Raw genomic sequence first — 17,394 nt, forward strand, 5'->3', positions numbered from 1 at the left:
GAACGACTCCGTGATAGTTAGGCTAGCTGGTTATGATAATAGAAAGGCAAGCCTATGTTCTTTCCCCGTTGGGATAGTTTGTATGCTTTTGCTTATGTTGATGAGTATGCAATACACATTCTTAATGCTAGATGAATAAAAGCCCCTGACTACATTCATAATCAGGGGCTTTAGAATTTTTGCACGATATCCGACGTCTAATCGTCTTCAATCAACTTGTAGATAACAAACAGTGCAATCTCTGCAATTAGCCAAAGCGCACATGTAATCGTCACGTATTTATTATCAAAGATACTGATCCCTTTCAAGATCAGGTCGTAGCCAACAAAAGCACCAATCACCACTGCCAAGATAATCTGTAGGATCTGAATAAAACGAGGCATTCCTCTCTCCTATGTTCTTATATCAAACTATGTGTTTATCACTATATCATTGATAATAAGACAAAAGTGCAGATAATGCTGCACTTTTGTCTTTAACTTTCTGTCAAAAATTGCAATTCAAACGCTGAAGTTAGCGACAATTACGATTTTTTGGCGTCGATTAATTACGCTTTCTCAGCTTCAGCAATCTTCACTTTCCACGTGTCAGGGCCGATCTGGTGTGCGTTCACGCCGTTAGAGTCAACCGCTACCGTTACAGGCATATCTTCAACTTCAAACTCGTAAATCGCTTCCATACCGAGATCTTCAAACGCAACAACGCGTGCTTTTTTAATTGCTTTTGCGACTAAATAAGCTGCACCACCAACCGCCATTAGGTAAACCGCTTTGTGCTCTTTGATTGATTCAACCGTTGCAGGGCCACGTTCCGCTTTACCGATCATGCCCATAATGCCAGTTTCGTTCAGCATCATGTCAGTGAACTTATCCATACGTGTTGAAGTTGTTGGGCCCGCAGGACCTACCGCTTCATCACCTACAGCATCAACAGGACCCACGTAGTAAATGAACTTGCCTTTGAAATCAACGCCGGCTGGTAAGCCTTCGCCGCTTTCTAGCATGCCTTGAATACGTTTATGAGCAGCATCACGACCGGTTAAGATCTTACCTGACAGAAGAACCGTTTCGCCGGTCTTCCACTCTTGTACGTCTTCTTTAGTCACTTCATCAAGGTTAACACGACGTGTATTTGCGCCCGCTTCCCAAGTGATGTCTGGCCACTCTTCTAACTTAGGTGGCGTTAGCTCTGCTGGGCCGCTGCCATCTAGTGTGAAGTGAACGTGACGCGTTGCTGCACAGTTCGGGATCAAACATACAGGCTTAGAAGCAGCATGAGTTGGTGCTGTTTTGATTTTTACATCAACCACAGTAGTGAGACCGCCAAGACCTTGTGCACCAATGCCAAGCTTGTTTACACGGTTGAAGATGTCTAAACGAAGCTCTTCTTCTGCGTTCTCAGGACCTTTCTCGATAAGCTCTTGGATATCGATGTGTTCCATCAAAGATTCTTTCGCTAGCACAGCTGCTTTCTCAGCCGTACCGCCGATGCCTATACCTAGCATACCCGGTGGACACCAGCCTGCACCCATTGTTGGTAACGTCTTCTCTACCCATTCTGCAATATCATCAGAAGGGTTCAACATAACCATCTTGGTTTTGTTCTCAGAACCGCCGCCCTTAGCCGCGATTTGAATTTCAACTTTGTTGCCTGGAATCATATTAATGTGGACAACCGCTGGTGTGTTGTCTTTGGTATTAATACGCTTACCTGCAGGGTCCATTAGGACAGATGCACGCAATGGGTTATCTGGGTTGTTGTAAGCTTGACGAACGCCTTCATCAACCATCTGTTGTACTGTTTGATCCGTTTCCCACCTAACATCCATACCGATGTTCACGAAACAAGTAACAATACCCGTATCCTGACAAATTGGACGATGGCCTTCCGCAGACATGCGCGAGTTGATAAGAATCTGAGCGATCGCATCTTTAGCTGCTTGGCTCTCTTCTTTCTCGTACGCTTTTTCTAGGGCTTGGACAAAGTCTAAAGGGTGATAATAAGAAATGTACTGAAGTGCGTCAGCGACACTGCTGATCACATCTTGCTTACGAATAACCGTCATTGCATGCCTCTTTATTGTTCTGGTTCCATGTGGGTTCACAGTTTGACTATATGTGCCAAATCGAATTAGGTGGTTTAGCTTTTTATTGTGTTGAGCTGTATTTAGTTGCTTTAGCAATCGCTTGCATAGCTTTAAACTAAACCACTTGGATTACTCCGTTCTAATCAAGAACCCATTTTATTTTCAATTTATGATACTCTTGCTTCCTCTCACACGCCATGCAGTGATCGAACTCTTTGTCACAAATTAAACAAATGAATAACAACGAATTTCGCTCTATCCAAATCAAGCCGCTTGAATATCAATCAACTTTAGCTAAACAGCTGTTTTCTCATATTGAAAACCTGCCGTGGGCAATGCTATTACGCTCCGCTTCAGAAAGCCACGTTGATAGTCGATACGATATTTTAGTTGCTCAACCCATCGCCACCTTCGAGACAATCGGTGCAGAAACGACCGTTAATGTTAATGAGACGTGCGAGGTTTCAGACTCTGATCCTTTCGAACTACTCGACCAATATCAGCAACAATTATTGCCTGCGACTAAAGAGCACACTCAGTTGCCATTCGTTGGCGGCGCTTTAGGCTATTTTAGCTATGATTTAGGGCGCAGAGTCGAGACACTTCCATCACTCGCAAAGCGTGATATTGAAGCACCTGACATGGCAGTTGGCTTGTATGAATGGGCTGTTATCGTTGACCACCAATTGAAAACGGCGTGTATTGTCGGTAGCAATATCGATGAACATCATGATTGGCTAATGCAGCAGATGGCTCAATCACACCTATCACATGCGCCCTTTGGGTTAACCACACCGTGGCAATCCAATATGAGCGAAGAGAGCTACGCCACTAAGTTCGATAGTGTTCAAGAGTACCTGTTATCCGGGGACTGCTATCAGATTAACTTAGCTCAGCGCTTCAATGCCCAATACCAAGGTAGTGAATGGCTGGCTTATGACAAGTTAGAACAGTACAACTCAGCGCCCTTTTCGGGTTTTATCCGTTTGGCCGACTGCGCAATCATCAGTGTTTCGCCAGAGCGTTTCTTAGAACTCAAAGACAACGTCATTGAAACCAAGCCAATCAAAGGCACACGACCTCGTTCTGAGGACCCGATGATTGATAATGCCAACGCGCAAGACCTAGCAAGCGCCGATAAAGATCAGGCGGAAAACTTGATGATCGTCGACCTACTTCGTAATGACATTGGCCGAGTAGCAAAACCGGGCACAGTGCATGTACCAAAGCTCTTCGATATTGAAAGCTTCCCTGCCGTGCACCACTTAGTGAGCACGATACGAGCGGACCTTGATGACCAATACTCTGTAACTGACCTTCTGAGAGCCTGTTTCCCTGGAGGCTCGATTACTGGCGCACCAAAAGTTCGCGCGATGCAGATCATTGAAGAGTTAGAACCGCATCGACGTTCAGCGTACTGCGGCAGTATTGGCTACATCAGCCGAAATGGCAGAATGGATACCAGTATTACCATTCGTACATTAGTCGCCGAGAACAACACGCTTTATGCTTGGGCTGGCGGTGGTGTGGTATTTGATAGTGATTGTGCTTCTGAATACCAAGAAACACTGGATAAGCTGAGTCGAATTCTACCGGTACTTGAAGATTGCTAAACCTAGTGTCATTAACTGCGAGTTCCGTAGCTTAACGGCTAGCAAAAGTTCGATATAAAAAGAAACCGAAGGATCGTAAGATCACTTCGGTTTTTTAGTCTGTAAGTTAGAGTACATAACTCACAACGCTTTATTCGCGTGTTTAAGCGACCTTCACCGCAGAGACACCCCACTTCTTAAGCATCTCTTTCAGATCGTTGGCGGTGTAAGGTTTACTCAAAATGTCATCCATCCCACACTGAATACAACGTTCGCGTTCTTCAAGTGTCGTTCCGGCGGTCAGAGCCACAATAGATTTAACGTAACCCTTCTCTCTTAGCTTCTCTGTTGCTTCAAACCCGTCCATAACAGGCATTCTGCAATCCATGAATACAATATCGTATTCATTGTCTGACGCGAGTTCAAACCCTTCGACACCATTGCTTGCGATAGCAGGTTCAATCTCATGTTTACGAAGCATTTGCTGGATGATGATCTGGTTCATCTTAATATCATCAACCACCAGCACTTTAAGTAGTGACAATTCCGCTTCAGACTCAAAGCCCTTGGCGACACTATCACTCTCTGCCGGAACATCGACAACTTGAAGAGGAATCGAGATGGTAAAGGTCGTGCCTGAGCCAACAACACTGGTCACCCCAATATCGCCATTCATCAGAGCCACCAGTTTGCGACAAATCGCTAAGCCAAGCCCGGTGCCCTCATAGTTTCGGCTACTTGAGTTATCTGCCTGTGTAAAAGGTTCAAATAGCGTCTTATGTGCTGATTCAGCAATTCCGACTCCGGTATCTTCTACAGAGAAAACAAATTGGTTTTTGTCCCACTCAATATCAACATTCACATGCCCTTCTTCTGTAAATTTAATCGCATTACCTATTAAGTTCACAAACAGTTGTGTGATGCGCTCTAAATCGCCTTGGAAATGGGAGGGAACGTTTGACGTAACACTGATATTGAATTCGAGCTGCTTCTCAATTGCTCGATTGACGAAGATGCTTTCAATCGTGTTTCTCAAATCACGTAGGGCAAATTTCTTTGGAATAAGCTCCAACATCCCTGCATTGATTTTGCTGTAATCCAATAGATCATTAATGATGGTTCGGAGAAACTCTCCAGATTGGCTCAGGTTGTTCACTATCTCACGCTGAGAGCTATTCAGTTCGGTATCACTGATCAACTCGGCACTGCCTAGTAAGCCATTAAGTGGAGTTCTTAACTCATGATTAATCATGGCCACAAAGTCACGCGTTGCCCTTTCGGACTCTTCCGCTCGTTTACGTGATTCAATATTTCGGTTGATTGCTAGTTGATGGGTTAAGGCACTGCAGATAAGGTCCGTGACCAACAACAGTTGGCTTTGGATAAACTCGTAGTCTTGGTCTAACAACCTGACTCTGACGATTAACGCACCAACTATGACTTTTTCAACCTCTAAGGGCACGGTCAGTAGGTTGTCTTGCCAATGAGGTTCTTGAATGTCTTGCTCTAACACCTCGACAGTCTCATCGCCATAATCATAGGTCTGTAACTGAGGGATGAGCTTGGGAGGTAGAATCAAACGACTGGCTTCGATTAAGTAACTGTTAGTCACGTTGGTCGTTAGTTCAGATAGCATGACATCATCGAGATCATTTCTTAGAAACGCGCGCCCAAAATCAATCAACAGGTTGTCGATTTGTTCTTGGAATTCAATGCGGCGTATATTCGCGTTGGAGCGCTTTTCTAACTGACGCAAAGCAAGCTCAAGCTGTTGGTTAGCCTCGAACAGTTCGAGGCTCTTCTGTTCCAACAATCCTTCAGCCGCTTTCCTTGCCGCGATTTGACGCTTAAGCTTCTTCTCTAGGGCAGATGCCAGATCCATATTACTTTTCTACTTTGAGATTAAACCTAACCACGCTTTGGTCATCATTTTGTGGCGTCATCTCCACCGCGATAGATTCACCGTGGTATTCAGCACATCCTTCAATAAGCCCTAAGCAAACATGAGACATACACCTTGCGCTTTTGTAGTCAAAAACAAGTTGTGCTTCGTTCGTGGTGATAAAACTGAATTCAGGTGGCTCAGCATCTGGATAGAGCTTCTTCACTTCAACATGAATGTAACGCTCTACGTGCTGAATAAATTGAAAGGTGGTATTGCTGTGAGCAAGGCTCGCTTTATTCGGTAATGAGGCCAGTAAGTTCTTAAATACAGACTGCCCAAACACGCGTTGCAAGCTTGCCGCATCAATATCGGTTTTCTTACTCAAGTTGATAATCAACCTGACAAGGTCTTTGTGGTCGTAACTGCCGACCGACGTATAGATTCCTTCATCTTCTGACATTTCTAGAACTTCTTCCAAAAGCTCTAGCCCAAACTTGTCTTCAACAAGCTCTAAAAATTCGGTGAATATGATTCCTTTCATCTCATACCTTTTCTTCTATTTCTTTTTAGAATGGTCCACTAAGTTATTGTTATCAAATTCTTAAACAAAAAATCTACGTTTCGTCACCCAATTTTATGACATGGGTAACGCTTACTCGCCTGTATGCACATATTGAATATAGCAAAAATCGTCATTTTGAGGAGATTCATCGGTAAACAGCCTCTCATGACGCCCAATTGATAACTAAAAGAGGGAAAGTGAATGAAGAAAAACTCGATATTGGTAATCAACCCACGGTTATGTCTATACTTAAAATCATAATAATCAATATATTGGCTTGATATGAATAAAGAAAACTTCCTTCAGCAATTCCAACTTAACCCTACCGTTGGCTATCATCCTGAGTCAGTAGAGCGTGTTTCGCACATCAGTGGCGAGCAATTACGTAAAGCGGCAGTGGTGGTAGGTTTAGTTGAAAGAGAAGATGGTTTACATGTCATTTTTACTAAAAGAGCGGCTCATTTAAAGCATCACCCCGGCCAAGTCAGCTTTCCTGGTGGTAAACACGAACTTTCTGACCCTTCTATGCAATTCACTGCACTCAGAGAGCTCCATGAGGAGGTGGGAATTCGATCGGATCAAGTTAAAATTATTGGGCAATTACCAGCATTGAGTACTATTAGTAAATTTTCTGTGACGCCGATTATTGCCATGGTCGATCCTGACTATGAAGCCATCATTGATGAGAACGAAGTTGCCTCAATTTTTGAGGTACCCGCTACCTATGTTTTAGACCAAGCCAAGTTACACAGCCACACTGTTAACTTTAAACAAATCAAGCATCGGGTTTTTGCGATGCCTTTCCAAGAGCACCTAATTTGGGGCGTTACGGCGCAAATTATCCAATCGCTGCAGCAACACGTACTGCAACGAATCACATAGCAACTACGTTTTGTTTAATCTCTGTTAACAAAATCCAGACTTTCTATGGAACAGATTTATTAATGCAATTTTACGCAAACGTTTCCCTGGTATAAATCTATACAACCCCGCCTTTCGCATAAATAAAACTAATACCAGGCATAAACATAAATCACATGTAGCACGCCATTTTCGTGATCAAAAATTCGTTTTTCGCATATCATGTGACACGCCGTTTCATTACATGATTTAGATCTATTTTTTGCAGAAGAAAATTCTGCAGAATTAGCCCCGACTTATTTCCTGTTCCCAAAAAATGAGTAATTTAACATGAACACAACAACTTCTTCGGCAAATGCCGTTAAAGATTCAAGCAAGTTTAACTATAAAGATTTTACCTGGTGTTTATCACTATTCGGTACAGCAGTTGGTGCTGGCGTACTATTCCTTCCAATCAAAGCTGGTGCGGGTGGTTTTTGGCCATTAGTTATCCTAGCTCTAATTGCGGCACCAATGACTTGGTTCGCACACAAATCTCTAGCTCGTTTCGTACTGTCTGCTAAAAACCCTGAAGCTGATATTACAGACACAGTTGAAGAGCACTTCGGTAAGACTGGCGCAAACATTATTACTTTTGCTTACTTCTTCGCTATCTACCCGATCGTTCTTATCTACGGTGTTGGTATCACAAACACCGTTGATTCTTTCCTAGTAAACCAAATGGGTATGGAATCTATTCCTCGTCCTCTTCTTTCTGGTGCACTTATCCTTGCTATGACAGCAGGTGTTGTATTCGGTAAAGAGCTGATGCTTAAAGCAACTTCAGCAATGGTTTACCCACTAGTATTCATCCTACTAGCGCTATCTTTTTACCTAGTTCCTGATTGGAACACTTCAATGATGGACGTAAGCCCAGAATGGTCAACAATGCCTTCTATTATCTGGCTTGCTATTCCAATCATCGTGTTCTCTTTCAACCACAGCCCAATCATTTCACAGTTCTCTAAAGAGCAACGTCGTGTATACGGTGATGACGCAGTTAAGAAAACTGACGCGATCACTGGTGGCGCAGCAATGATGCTGATGGGTTTTGTAATGTTCTTCGTATTCTCTGTAGTGCTTTCTCTATCTCCAGAGCAACTAGCAACAGCGCAAGCACAGAACATCTCTGTTCTTTCTTACCTAGCTAACGTACATGAGTCTCCACTTATCTCTTACATGGGTCCTCTAGTAGCGTTCGCAGCGATTACTTCTAGCTACTTCGGTCACTTCCTAGGTGCTCACGAAGGTCTTGTTGGTCTAATCAAGTCTCGCTCTGGTTCTTCAATCTCTAAGATTGAAAAAGCATCTCTAGCGTTCATCGTTGTTACAACTTGGATTGTTGCAGTAGTTAACCCAAGTATCCTAGGTATGATTGAAACAATGGGTGCTCCAATGATTGCAGCTATCCTGTTCCTAATGCCTGTGTTCGCGATGCAGAAAGTACCAGCTATGGCTAAGTACAAAACTTCAGCACCTGTGCAAATCTTTACAGCTTTATGTGGTCTAGCGGCTATTAGTTCTGTAATCTACGGCGCTCTTTAATCTCAAGCCGTTTTTATAAGATGGCATCCATCTTATATCGCGAGATTAGACAAAAAATATAATGATAATAAATGAGCCTCCCGACTCCCCTTGGGAGGCTCTCTTTTTGAGGTAATCGCTATGATTAGTGTATTTGATATCTATAAAATCGGTGTTGGTCCATCGAGCTCACACACAGTTGGACCAATGAAAGCGGGTAAAGAATTTATTGATGACCTACGTTCAATGGGAAAATTGCGCGACATCACTAAAATCACCGTGGACGTATATGGATCACTATCACTGACAGGGAAAGGTCACCACACAGATATCGCAATCATCATGGGTCTTGCTGGCAATACTCCTGAGCGTGTTGATATCGATTCTATTGCTGGCTTCATTGCTCGCGTAGAAGAAACTGAGCGCCTTCCTGTTGGCATGCACTGTCATACAGTATCGTTCCCACGCGATGGCGGTATGAACTTCCACACTAGCAACCTTTCTCTACACGAGAACGGCATGAGCATTCATGCATGGGTTGGTGACGAAGTTGCATACTCAAAAACGTACTACTCAATTGGTGGCGGTTTCATCGTTGACGAAGAGAACTTCGGCAAAGAAGAAGAAAACCCAATCAAAGCACCTTACGAATTCACAACAGCTGAAGAGCTGGTTAATCAGTGCAAAGAAAGCGGTCTTTCTATCAGTACACTGGTTATGAAAAACCAAGCAGCGTTCCACTCAGACGAAGAGTCTCGCACTTACTTCGCTAACATCTGGAAAACTATGCGTGAGTGTATGGATCGCGGTATGAATACTGAAGGTATCCTGCCTGGTCCACTACGTGTTCCTCGCCGTGCAGCAGCACTTCGCCAACAGCTAATGACTTCAGAAAAAACAACCAATGATCCAATGTCGGTTGTTGACTGGGTAAACATGTTTGCTTTCGCAGTAAACGAAGAAAATGCAGCTGGCGGCCGTGTAGTAACGGCACCAACAAACGGCGCATGTGGCATCATCCCTGCTGTATTGGCTTACTACGATAAGTTCATCCAAACAGTGACAGAGAAAGATTACATCCGTTACTTCGCAGCTTCTGGCGCGATCGGTGGTCTTTACAAGCGTAACGCTTCAATCTCTGGTGCTGAAGTTGGCTGTCAGGGTGAAGTTGGTGTGGCATGCTCTATGGCTGCTGCTGGTCTTGCTGAGCTTATGGGTGGTAGCCCTGAGCAAGTATGTATGGCTGCAGAAATCGGCATGGAGCACAACCTAGGTCTAACATGTGACCCAGTTGCTGGCCAAGTACAAGTACCATGTATCGAGCGTAACGGTATTGCTGCAGTTAAAGCAATCAACTCGACTCGTATGGCACTTCGTCGTTCTTCTGCTCCTACTGTTTCTCTAGATAAAGTTATCGAAACAATGCTAGAAACAGGTAAAGACATGAACGCTAAATACCGTGAGACTTCTCAAGGTGGTTTGGCTGTTAAGGTTGTTTGTTGATAGCCTTTGAATCAATCTGTTTTTAATCAGCAGATAATAAAAAGGAACGCCGATGCGTTCCTTTTTTGTATCTGAATTCCGGCCACTTATATCTAAGATGCTCGATTCGCATCTTAGATAATGGACCAAAGAACTAGATCACTTGTGAGATAAGCAGGAAGCAACCAAACAGCAGTGAGAACAACATCATTGCGCTGCCACCTTCTGCTCGGTATCGGTCATCAGCAACTTTCATGAAACGCTGTTTGTGGACCATAACCAGAGGAACAAACACCGCTAGGAACACCAAGATGATACCTGCGTAATTCAGTACTTGTAGGAACTTGTCTGCCGCAAGCAATGAACCAGCCAACGGCAAGATAAAGCTAATGCAGTACGTTACCGCTGTATTTTGGTTGAACATGTCTTTGTTCTGGTTGAACAACGCCATCGCCACACCAAAGAAAGAGGTCAACAACGCCAAGCCCGTGAAGGTAGACAGAACGTTACCCACCCAAGGAGACTGAGCCTCAAACGCCGCCATCAAATCTGATACGTTCTCAAAGCTTCTGAATTGCTCTTCACTCAAGTTGCCCACTACCGCAAACAACCAACACAAGTAACACACTAATGGGATCAGAGAACCGATGATCACCATGTTACGCAGCTGTTTGTCTGTCGCTTCGTGGTTGTAAGAAACCAAGGTTGGAATCACCACCATAAAGCCAAAGCTCGTAAACAGGATGGCACTGGTTTTGATTAGGTCAACGTGGTCATGGCTGGTTACCTGCATCAAGTTTTCTTGAGTCATGCTCGGCGCTAAGAAGGCCATGGTTGCAAACAAACTAGCAAGCATCACGAAGAACAATGCTCGATTGAGCTTATCAATCACACCAGTACCACTTGCGACTACTGCGCCAGCAAGCAAGGTAAACACGGTTTGGCTGGTAATCGCGGTAATTTCGACGCCAAAGTTAGACAGTAACTTACTCAGCAAGTCACCTGCGCCCAGAATGTAAGCCATTAATAGGCAAATCAACAACGCGTATAGCAAGCCGTTGGTAAGCAACTGACCTTGTTTACCCAAGGTTTTTCGGGCAATAGAGTTTAATCCTAGACCGCCACCCGCTTTGATGGTCGCTTCTAGAAGTAGTAATGCTGCGTAAGTCGTACCGAAGCAGATCAGTACCATAAGCAGTGTGCCGTAAAGCAATCCGAATTGAGCTAATACCATTGGGATCGCAAGCATACCAGCACCGAGAGCGGTACCAGCGATAATTAGGGAGCTACCCATCATTTTAATATTCATTGTTTTTAACTTATTTGTTTAGTTTTTATAGATGTGAGTCTTCGTTCATCGAGCGGATGACAAAGGAGTTCAGATAGAAATAAAGTTATAAAACGAATAACAATAGGAGCGATAAGCGGTAAAGAAGCGTGCAGAGACGTTGTCGAACAGGGCGTTCAAAGGGGAGCTTGTCTTAAAAGAGGTAAAACGAGAAGCGTGAGTAAGCATTAACTGATGTGGTGAACCTTCCGTAGGTTCAATAATCGGTGATGTAATCTTGAATTTCATGTATGTGTCCAATAAGTCACATTCCATAGTATTTGAAGCAGCGTATCCGTTGCTGCCCTACCTCTATCATAGAGGTCTTTTCATCTTATCGAATGAGCCTCGAAACACAACGCTATAACCACAATTTTTGCTATTAAATTGAACAAAACAACCATTTGGATATAAATTGACCACTAAGTCGTCTAAAACAATAGTCTTTATTGATAAAAGACAAGCGGACAAATACATCGAGCTAATTAACAACCTAGGCTTTTCTAATTATCAGCACAATCAAAACTCGATGCTGCACTTCAATTTTCCCAAAACAACAGTCTGTTTTAAGAACAGCGAGGAGCTTGAAGCGCGTTCCATTTCAACATCAGACACGACACAAACTCGCTACATCACAAAAACATAACCACAACCGGAGTGTGGTCACACAATTCGTTATACCCCATAGGTGGTAGGAATTCTTACTAGTACAGTATTTGCGTCATTATAATTAATAAAAACAAACACCTTATGCGCTCAACAATCACCTTTAAAATCCTAGTGGCCCTCGCCATCGTGTTCACCTTTTTGCTGGCAATATCGACCTATTTCCAATATTCGCAACAAAAGCAACTTGTAAACTCAGTGTTAAGTGAGCAGCTTCACGACAAAGCAAGTAACTACTTCGATAGCCTCAATATGATGATGCTCACCGGCACCATGGCACAAAAAGAGACCCTTCGTCAGAAAGCACTGGCTCAAGAAGGCATTGAAGACGTTCGTGTTTTACGCGCCGACGCTGTCAGCAAGTTATATGGCCCAGGTAATGACAACCAAACACCGGTTGACGATATTGATAAACGAGCGCTAGCGGGCGAAACCGTTATCGAACCTTTTTCTGCTGATTGGGGCAAAGGCTTGGTTATTGCTCTGCCAATGAAGTCGAGTGAAGATTACCGAGGAACCAATTGTGTCGCCTGTCATATGGCACCAGAAGGTGAAGTCTTGGGTGCGATTCGTCTCGAATATAACCTTAACCATGTTAACTCGCTGATTAACACTCAAACCATGGCTGCTATTGGCATTATGGCAGTGATCTCGTTTGCCGGATTTGTCCTTACGATGGGATTAATTCGTAAGATTATCGTGCGCCCGCTGCAACAGACTTCTCGCTTTATGACCCAAGTCAGCAACGATAAAAACCTATCCACTCGCCTGCCGGAACAAAGCAAGGATGAGATTGGCACGCTGGCTAACTCCATCAACTCGTTCATGGGAACCGTATCTGACAGCTTAGAAAAGGTACAAAGCACCTCGCACAAGTTAAATGCGTCTGCCAACCAACTGACTAGTGTCGCGCAAATTACCGAGCAAGCCGCCAGCGACCAGCAAAGCGAAACCGCAGAAGTGCAACACAATGTCGAAGGAATACAGGCACAGCAAGTCAATGTAGAACAAGCGACTTTAACAGCTTCAGAGCTTATCAATCACACCGCTGATGTGGCGTGTAAGAGTGCCAACCAAGCACACGAAGCAAGCAGTGAGATAAAAAACCTCGTTAGCAGCATAGAAGAAGTGAAACACAAAATACTGACACTCAATGAGCAAACCGGAGAGGTCTCTTCAATATTGAGTGTGATTCGTGGCATTGCTGACCAAACCAATCTTCTGGCCTTGAATGCAGCAATTGAAGCGGCACGTGCGGGAGAACAAGGTCGTGGGTTTGCGGTGGTGGCTGATGAAGTTCGCCATCTTGCATCACGAACCGCTGAAGCAACAGGCAGTATTGAGTCAATCATTCATCAGTTCCAGCAAGGCAGCGAAGAGTCGCTGACTTCTGCCGATCGCGTTTGCGAACAAGCCCATCAAAGCTCAACCGATATCGACGCACTTTCAATTGAAATGAATGGTGTGGTCGAAGAGATGAAACAGGTGCTGGCTCACGCACAGAATATTCAGCAGCAAACGCAATCCACCACACAAGCGACTCAAGATGTTCAACAAAAGGTTGAAACCATCACCTCTCACGCCAACAACACATCGCAATCCGCGGCTGAAACTCGCAACATCAGCAATGACTTAGAAGAGCTATCTGATCATCTTGAATCGCTGATTAATCAGTTTACTTTGTCGAGTACAAAGAAGAAGTCATAGATCGCCAACAAAAAAGCGCTCAACAATGAGCGCTTTATCTTCATAGCAACGTCTAATTCAGGCTTTCAGGCTTTCAGGCTTTAAAAGAACCGTAAACCAAGATTAGTGCGTAATGGAAACCGCGGTTAAGTCTTTATGCTTGTGATACATCGCGTGTTTGACTATCAGGTTCGCACTCACGCTATCCATTCCTGACACTTCAACGTAAGCCCCTTTTTTACGGAACTTGAACACAACCTTATCAAGCGCCTCGACCGAGGTATTATCTAAGAATGACGCATCCGATATATCGATGGTCACTAAAGAGGTCGCGTTGTCATAATCAAATAAGTCGACAAACGCATCTGACGAAGCAAAGAAGACATGGCCTTTTACTCGGTGAATGGTGTGCATTTCGTTTGTCACGACTTCATCGGATATAAACACCATGGATTTGCTGGCATGTGCATAAAACAGAGCCGACAGCACCACGCCAACCGCAACACCTATTGCTAAATTATGAGTAAACACCACCACCGCCACGGTTGCTAGCATGGTTACATTGGTTGGCAGTGTGTGATCTTTAAGCTCAACAATGGAACGCCATGAGAATGTGCCGATAGAAACCATGGTCATCACAGACACTAAAGCGGCCATCGGTATCAGCTTCAACCAATCAGAAACAAACACCACCATTAGCAACAAAACCACCCCAGCGATCATGCTGGACAATCGGGTTAAGCCACCTGATTTGATGTTAATGATCGACTGACCGATCATTGCGCAGCCCGCCATTCCACCAAAAAGGGAAGCCACGATGTTCGCAACGCCCTGCCCTTTACACTCATTGTTTTTATTGCTTTCAGTATCAGTCAGGTCATCGACTATGGTCGCTGTCATCAAGGATTCCAACAAGCCAACCAGAGACAGAGCAATCGAATATGGCAGGATGGTTGCAAGCGTCTCAAACGTGAATGGAATATTAGGAATCAAGAACACAGGCAGTGAATCGGGAAGCTTGCCCATATCGCCAATCGTTCTCACATCTAAGCCGAAGAGCAAACTAATGATTGTCAGGGTAACAATCGCGACCAGTGGAGAAGGTATTGCGCGACCAAACTTGGGGAAATAAGGAAGCAGATAAATGATCGCCAAACCCAAAGCGACTAACACGTAAACGCTTGAAGGGACGTTGATTAATTCAGGAAGTTGGGCCATGAAAATTAGAATGGCGAGCGCGTTAACAAATCCAGTAATCACCGATTTGGAAACGAAATTCATCAGGTTACCAAGCTTGAGATAACCAGCTGCGATCTGAATGACGCCAGCTAGAAATGAAGCGGCGAGTAGATATTCTAGTCCGTGCTCTCTCACTAAAGTGACCATTAGTAGCGCCATAGCGCCTGTTGCACCGGAAATCATTCCCGGACGACTGCCAACCAAAGCAGTGACGACACAAATACAGAACGAGGCATAGAGCCCTACTTTAGGGTCAACGCCTGCAATAATTGAAAATGCGATGGCTTCAGGGATCAATGCGAGTGCAACCACAATCCCAGATAATGAATCTCCTTTAACGTTTGATAACCAGTGTTTTTTTAAATAATTAAGCATGTAATTCTCTTTTACTTGTACAGCCAGTCCTGCCTTGTTGAGACATAATTTGATCGACTGTTTTTCTTGAATGAGCGAGCGCTCGAAAAGTGCGGGTGTAGAGAGAATGCAGGGGTTAAGGCGGCGTAATTAACACGTAGATATTAAACTCCTCTTGTACTTTAGTGGGAAATTAAGAAGGTGATCAAGTCCAAAATGACTGAATCCGCGCCAATATAGAGTGAGTCTCAACACAATCACACTCCCATTATTGAAAACAAAGGTTTCGATTACGCCATGCTCGTTCAGCAGCTCACATAGGGTGAAAGGTAAGGCTGACGCTAAGATCGAACAAAAAACACACCCTCAAACCTATTTATCGTCAGTAGACACAATATTTCTTTCACCAAGCAAGAATAAAGGTTGAAGCTGTCGGTATGACAGGTAATATGTTCAATCGATTTAAAAAGTTTATACAACTTAATGTTTCGGCTAATTATTGTGCAAATGTATATTTATTTGCAGCAATGCCAGAGACTTTGAGTTGAATTTGTCCCTCAATGGAGAATGAAATCAACATGACTTACGCGCCTGTAACAGACGTACTTGGCGGCAAGCTAGCGGTAGACAGTGAAGTAACTGTTCGCGGCTGGATCCGTTCACGTCGTGATTCCAAAGCTGGAATCTCTTTCCTTGCCATTTATGACGGCTCTTGTTTCGACCCGATTCAGGCCGTGGTTCCTAATAATCTTAATAATTACGAAAACGAAGTATTAAAGCTAACAACTGGCTGCTCTGTTGAAGTAACGGGTAAGATTGTTGAGTCTCCTGCGAAAGGTCAAGACTTCGAACTAGCAGCAACTGACGTTAAAGTTGTAGGCTGGGTTGAAGACGCTGACACTTACCCAATGGCTAAGACGCGTCACTCTATCGAGTACCTTCGTGAAGTTGCTCACCTACGTCCACGTACAAACGTGATTGGCGCAGTAGCACGTGTACGTAACTGTCTATCTCAAGCGATTCACCGTTTCTACCACGAGCAAGGTTTCTTCTGGACTTCTGCTCCGCTTATTACTGCATCTGATGCAGAAGGCGCTGGTGAAATGTTCCGTGTTTCTACGCTAGACATGGAAAACCTACCACGCACTGAAAAAGGCGACGTAGACTTCAACGAAGATTTTTTCGGTAAAGAGACGTTCCTAACAGTATCTGGCCAACTTAATGCTGAAGCTTATGCTTGTGCACTAAGCAAGGTTTACACGTTCGGTCCTACGTTCCGTGCTGAAAACTCAAACACAAGCCGCCACCTAGCTGAGTTCTGGATGGTTGAGCCTGAAGTTGCGTTTGCAGACCTTAACGATGTAGCGAAACTGGCTGAAGACATGCTTAAGTACGTTTTCGCTGCTGTTCTTGAAGAGCGCCGCGACGACCTTGAGTTCTTCGCTTCTCGCATCGACAAGCAAGCAATTACTCGTCTAGAGCAATTCGTAGACGCTGATTTCGCACAAGTTGACTACACTGACGCAATCCAAATCCTACTAGACTCTGGTAAGAAATTTGAGTTTGACGTTGAGTGGGGCATCGACATGTCTTCTGAGCATGAGCGTTACCTAGCTGAAGAGCACTTCAAAGCACCTGTTATTGTTAAGAACTACCCGAAAGACATCAAAGCTTTCTACATGCGCTTAAACGACGACGGCAAAACAGTTGCAGCAATGGACGTACTTGCACCAGGCATCGGTGAAATCATCGGTGGTGCACAACGTGAAGAGCGTCTAGACATTCTAGACGAGCGTATGATTGCTATGGGTATCGACCCTGAGCACATGAGCTGGTACCGCGACCTACGTAAATACGGTACAGTGCCACACGCTGGTTTCGGTCTTGGTTTCGAGCGTCTAGTATCTTACGTAACAGGTATGGGTAACGTTCGTGACGTGATTCCATTCCCACGTACACCACGCTCTGCAAACTTCTAATTCGAAACCTATTCGATATTAAAAGTTAAGAACAAACAAAAACCTCCGCACTTGCGGTAATGCCGATCAGTTAAAGCCAAAGCGATCGGTTGAAGGATCCTTCAGAGCTGTC

13 protein-coding genes are annotated in these 17,394 nt (G+C 44.3%); 6 read left to right on the plus strand and 7 right to left on the minus strand.

Annotation, left to right across the window (positions count from 1 at the left end; translation table 11 throughout):
• Positions 1–197: 197 nt before the first annotated feature.
• Entirely contained in the window at positions 198–383 is a 186-nt protein-coding gene (locus AB6D06_RS14260) for a hypothetical protein (RefSeq protein WP_004734731.1), read from the minus strand.
• 164 nt (positions 384–547) lie between these two features.
• Complete coding sequence (locus AB6D06_RS14265; RefSeq protein ID WP_102320448.1) at positions 548–2,065, minus strand: fumarate hydratase; 1,518 nt, start codon at positions 2,063–2,065, stop codon at positions 548–550.
• A gap of 254 nt (positions 2,066–2,319) precedes the next feature.
• Between AB6D06_RS14265 and pabB the strand changes: the two genes are divergently transcribed.
• Complete coding sequence (gene pabB / locus AB6D06_RS14270; RefSeq protein WP_372100855.1) at positions 2,320–3,699, plus strand: aminodeoxychorismate synthase component I; 1,380 nt, start codon at positions 2,320–2,322, stop codon at positions 3,697–3,699.
• A gap of 142 nt (positions 3,700–3,841) precedes the next feature.
• On the opposite strand, the gene AB6D06_RS14275 is transcribed toward pabB, so the two are convergent.
• Positions 3,842–5,560: an ATP-binding protein gene (locus tag AB6D06_RS14275; RefSeq protein WP_017065652.1), complete on the minus strand. Its 1,719-nt coding sequence runs from the start codon at positions 5,558–5,560 to the stop codon at positions 3,842–3,844.
• Position 5,561: 1 nt separating this feature from the next.
• Positions 5,562–6,104, minus strand: a complete 543-nt coding sequence (locus AB6D06_RS14280) for a heme NO-binding domain-containing protein (protein ID WP_065584176.1) — start codon at positions 6,102–6,104, stop codon at positions 5,562–5,564.
• 303 nt (positions 6,105–6,407) lie between these two features.
• On the opposite strand from AB6D06_RS14280, the gene AB6D06_RS14285 reads away from it, so the two are divergent.
• The 3 genes from AB6D06_RS14285 (at position 6,408) to AB6D06_RS14295 (ending at position 10,052) form a co-directional block, all read left to right on the plus strand.
• Positions 6,408–7,007 (plus strand): CoA pyrophosphatase, encoded by a 600-nt coding sequence (locus tag AB6D06_RS14285; RefSeq protein WP_102320451.1) that lies wholly within the window; start codon positions 6,408–6,410, stop codon positions 7,005–7,007.
• 309 nt (positions 7,008–7,316) lie between these two features.
• Positions 7,317–8,570 (plus strand): aromatic amino acid transport family protein, encoded by a 1,254-nt coding sequence (locus AB6D06_RS14290; RefSeq protein WP_048609200.1) that lies wholly within the window; start codon positions 7,317–7,319, stop codon positions 8,568–8,570.
• A 120-nt stretch (positions 8,571–8,690) separates the two neighbouring features.
• On the plus strand, positions 8,691–10,052 hold the full coding sequence (locus AB6D06_RS14295; protein ID WP_017060420.1) for an L-serine ammonia-lyase: 1,362 nt from the start codon (positions 8,691–8,693) through the stop codon (positions 10,050–10,052).
• Between the two features lie 133 nt (positions 10,053–10,185).
• Here the strand turns inward: AB6D06_RS14295 and AB6D06_RS14300 are convergent, their stop codons facing one another.
• Entirely contained in the window at positions 10,186–11,328 is a 1,143-nt protein-coding gene (locus tag AB6D06_RS14300) for an amino acid permease (protein ID WP_372110626.1), read from the minus strand.
• Between the two features lie 81 nt (positions 11,329–11,409).
• Complete coding sequence (locus AB6D06_RS14305; RefSeq protein WP_048611631.1) at positions 11,410–11,607, minus strand: hypothetical protein; 198 nt, start codon at positions 11,605–11,607, stop codon at positions 11,410–11,412.
• 501 nt (positions 11,608–12,108) lie between these two features.
• Between AB6D06_RS14305 and AB6D06_RS14310 the strand changes: the two genes are divergently transcribed.
• On the plus strand, positions 12,109–13,731 hold the full coding sequence (locus AB6D06_RS14310) for a methyl-accepting chemotaxis protein (protein WP_017065420.1): 1,623 nt from the start codon (positions 12,109–12,111) through the stop codon (positions 13,729–13,731).
• 102 nt (positions 13,732–13,833) lie between these two features.
• Here AB6D06_RS14310 and AB6D06_RS14315 read toward each other — a convergent pair whose 3' ends face one another.
• The gene (locus AB6D06_RS14315) at positions 13,834–15,324 is read right to left on the minus strand and encodes a SulP family inorganic anion transporter (protein ID WP_372100857.1); all 1,491 of its coding nucleotides are present in this window, start codon (positions 15,322–15,324) and stop codon (positions 13,834–13,836) included.
• Between the two features lie 557 nt (positions 15,325–15,881).
• On the opposite strand from AB6D06_RS14315, the gene asnS reads away from it, so the two are divergent.
• Positions 15,882–17,282, plus strand: a complete 1,401-nt coding sequence (asnS, locus tag AB6D06_RS14320; protein WP_017060416.1) for an asparagine--tRNA ligase — start codon at positions 15,882–15,884, stop codon at positions 17,280–17,282.
• Positions 17,283–17,394: the final 112 nt, after the last annotated feature.

The organism is Vibrio sp. 10N.239.311.G01 (genome assembly GCF_041465805.1).
In the GTDB taxonomy this organism is placed as follows: domain Bacteria; phylum Pseudomonadota; class Gammaproteobacteria; order Enterobacterales; family Vibrionaceae; genus Vibrio; species Vibrio crassostreae_C.

Coding starts and splice junctions, on each gene's coding strand:
- AB6D06_RS14260 (WP_004734731.1), bottom strand. CDS start 383: ATGCCTCGTTTTATTCAGATCCTACAGATTATCTTGGCAGTGGTGATT.
- AB6D06_RS14265 (WP_102320448.1), bottom strand. CDS start 2,065: ATGACGGTTATTCGTAAGCAAGATGTGATCAGCAGTGTCGCTGACGCA.
- pabB (WP_372100855.1), top strand. CDS start 2,320: ATGAATAACAACGAATTTCGCTCTATCCAAATCAAGCCGCTTGAATAT.
- AB6D06_RS14275 (WP_017065652.1), bottom strand. CDS start 5,560: ATGGATCTGGCATCTGCCCTAGAGAAGAAGCTTAAGCGTCAAATCGCG.
- AB6D06_RS14280 (WP_065584176.1), bottom strand. CDS start 6,104: ATGAAAGGAATCATATTCACCGAATTTTTAGAGCTTGTTGAAGACAAG.
- AB6D06_RS14285 (WP_102320451.1), top strand. CDS start 6,408: ATGAATAAAGAAAACTTCCTTCAGCAATTCCAACTTAACCCTACCGTT.
- AB6D06_RS14290 (WP_048609200.1), top strand. CDS start 7,317: ATGAACACAACAACTTCTTCGGCAAATGCCGTTAAAGATTCAAGCAAG.
- AB6D06_RS14295 (WP_017060420.1), top strand. CDS start 8,691: ATGATTAGTGTATTTGATATCTATAAAATCGGTGTTGGTCCATCGAGC.
- AB6D06_RS14300 (WP_372110626.1), bottom strand. CDS start 11,328: ATGATGGGTAGCTCCCTAATTATCGCTGGTACCGCTCTCGGTGCTGGT.
- AB6D06_RS14305 (WP_048611631.1), bottom strand. CDS start 11,607: ATGAAATTCAAGATTACATCACCGATTATTGAACCTACGGAAGGTTCA.
- AB6D06_RS14310 (WP_017065420.1), top strand. CDS start 12,109: ATGCGCTCAACAATCACCTTTAAAATCCTAGTGGCCCTCGCCATCGTG.
- AB6D06_RS14315 (WP_372100857.1), bottom strand. CDS start 15,324: ATGCTTAATTATTTAAAAAAACACTGGTTATCAAACGTTAAAGGAGAT.
- asnS (WP_017060416.1), top strand. CDS start 15,882: ATGACTTACGCGCCTGTAACAGACGTACTTGGCGGCAAGCTAGCGGTA.